Source organism: Pseudoalteromonas sp. AWM4_233 (genome assembly GCF_056158285.1).
Map to the genome: position 1 here is coordinate 1 of NZ_JBSWSZ010000077.1, position 2,928 is coordinate 2,928.

2 protein-coding genes are annotated in these 2,928 nt (G+C 48.0%); both read left to right on the forward strand.

What is annotated here, in order from left to right; all coding sequences use genetic code 11:
• Positions 1–452, forward strand: a 452-nt coding sequence (locus tag ACXAC4_RS20405) for an IS607 family transposase (protein WP_475165023.1), incomplete at its 5' end; no start/stop codon positions are given.
• 30 nt (positions 453–482) lie between these two features.
• A complete protein-coding gene (locus ACXAC4_RS20410; protein WP_136631074.1) occupies positions 483–1,658 on the forward strand; it encodes an RNA-guided endonuclease InsQ/TnpB family protein in 1,176 nt (391 codons plus the stop codon).
• Positions 1,659–2,928 lie beyond the last annotated feature (1,270 nt).

A 2,928-nucleotide genomic window follows, 5' to 3' on the forward strand; every position in this document is an offset into this window, starting at 1 on the left:
ATCGCCGATTCACAACGGGGCAATTGCGCAAGCTAATGGGTTTGAACGATCAGCGGTACAGTGTCGGCTATGCTTGCGTTTCCTCTCATGATCAAAAGAGCGATTTATTGACACAGGCTAATCGACTGGCAGGCGTTTCAGATCGAGTCATTGAGGACTTAGGTTCTGGGCTGAATTGTAAAAAACCGGGCCTGAGAAGGCTCATTGCTACATTGTTAAATCACGAAGTATCCACGTTGTACCTCACGCACACCGACCGGCTGGTAAGGTTCGGACACGAACTGATCTTTCAGGTCTGCCGCTGGGCCGGAACGGATGTGGTGGTTCTGGACGATGAGAAGGAGATTCCGTTTGAACAGGAGCTTTGTCAGGACGTGCTGACGCTGATGACGGTATTCTCTGCACGACTGTACGGAAAGCGGTCCCACAAGAATCGCAAACTTACCGCTTGATACTGTATATATAATCAGTATTATTAGGGTGTGGATGTTGCCTTCAAGACCCAACTGCTGCCCAACAACAAGCAGCGCACCTACTTCGCTAAAGCCAGCGGGATCTCGCGATTCACCTGGAACTGGGCGTTGGCCGAATGGGATCGGCAATACGCCATACACAAAGATGGAAGCGGGGACCGCCCTTCGGGCATGGCGCTCAAGCGCCAATTCAATGCCCTGAAGAAATCCGAGTTTCCATGGGTGTACGAAGTGACCAAGTACGCCAGCCAGCAGCCATTCATTTCGCTCCAGCGAGCCTTCTCCGACTGGATGAAGGATCTTAAATCCTCGAAGCCCAAACACCTGAAGAAGCGCCGCCCGCGCTTCAAGAAGAAAGGCAAGGCTGTAGATTCATTCTACATTGGCGGAGACCAGGTGAAGGTTGAAGGTTGCCGGGTCAAGGTGCCGAACCTGGGATGGGTTCGCATGGCGGAGCCGGTCAAATACGGTGGTCACATCAACAGCATGACGATCAGCCGCCAGGCTGATAAATGGTTTGTGTCCTTCTCCATGAAGGTTGAGGTCTGCTCACTCCCAAGCAAAAGCCAAGCACGGTGTGGTGTGGATCTCGGTATCAAGGCGCTAGCCACGATCTCTCAGGGAGATGTTCGGGAATGGAAATCCCCAAAGCCACTGCAACAAGCGCTACGGAAGCTGGCCCGGTATCAACGGCGACTGGTGAAAAAGGTCAAAGGCAGTGCCGGCTATCGAAAACTGAAGACCCGCATTGCCAGACTCCACAAACGAATTGCCGACATTCGTGCCAACACGCTGCATCAGCTTACCCACTATCTGACCAGCAAATTTGCAGAAGTTGTTATCGAGGATCTGAACGTCAAAGGCATGATGGCGAATGGGAAGCTGGCCCGGCACATTGCCGACATCGGCCTGTTCGAGTTCCGCCGACAGATGACCTACAAGATGGAATGGCGAGGTGGCGTTCTTACCGTAGCAGATCGATGGTATCCATCCAGCAAACGTTGCTCTGCCTGCGGAAACCATAAAACGGATCTGGCGTTGGCGGATCGGGTCTACCACTGTCAGTCCTGCGGCCATCGAGAGTGCCGAGACTACAACGCCAGCAAGAATCTTGAGCATTACAATACGGCTCGTTCAGCCGGAATTTACGCTACTGGAGATGACGGCTCTGCCCAGGCCGCTTAGGCAGCTTGGGCAACCAGCATCGTTGAATGTAGAAGTGAGCATCAAACCTGATGATCAGGTTTGGATAGGTCTCTCAGAACGGTAATCCCAGTGAAACTGAAAAGGACCGGTTCGTTGCTGCCAGCTTTTGGGTTCTTGCTCCGGTTGCGATGGTCGCGGTAACAATTGCCATTATTCTGGATGACACAAATGATACTAAGCAGTGAGCGTAGAGGTGTCAGATGAGTTCAGCAGTTACTGAGCAGTTAAGTCCCTACCACCTTTCCCGGGACTACTCGAAGCTTTATGAGCTAATCTGCCGCGGTTTCAGGATGGCGGGTTGGGCAAATTCATTTAACCGTATCGATTCAGATGATACGCCTCTCCGTGACATCTGTGAGATTCGAAGAGAGGGTGAATACCAGGTCATGTTTTGTACCACAAATAATGTAACTCTCCTGTTGCAGTCTTAAACCACCCCTTTATACTGAACAAAAATACAGTATTGGAGATCCGAGGGTGGAGTTCCTTCTTGCTACACCAGAGTTTGGAATCAGGGGCCACTCCTATGAAGGGTCCCGAGGTGCTGTTCGGATTCTATCGTGTTTCCCTATTAACCTTAGCAATACGTAACTGAACGAAGCAGGTAACAGTAACAGTACCAAGTAATGCGCAGTACAACACCAATAGTATTAATTCACTCATTCCATTTTCTCTTATTAAAGTTAACCATTGCTTAGATGTGATTGATAAATAGACATCCAGACTTCTCGCGAGTATATCAACATCTTAATGGCTTGTTTTTCTTAAATGAGAGATAAGCTTTGAAAAATCCTCATGTTTTGTATGAAGGAAATAGATACAAGAGAAAACCACCTTTAGACGTCTAGATTTCTGTTGTGGTTTTCTAAATAATTTGGCTTTGCATTGTTCTACATGGGTAAGTATGACCCCTGTAACGTGAATCAAACTCATGTTTTAGGTGAAATTAAACCGTTTTTCTTCAAGTTGCAGAATACGTATAACTAATAGGGCTCCGAACGCAAGACCAAACGAATTTAAGTATTCCTTAGTAAGTCTGTACAAGATAAACATGATTTACTTAGATATTCAGTAAAGGCTAGGTAAGTGAAGGGAGCAGCAATTTACTATTTATCTCAGTAAAAAGGATACAGAACACATGAGTCACGATTTTAACTTCAGCATTAAAACGCAGCGCCTTGATGAAAACTACGACTACGCACCGTAACCAGGTGCTGTGTAAGAGGTGAATCTAACCGTCGTTAACCTT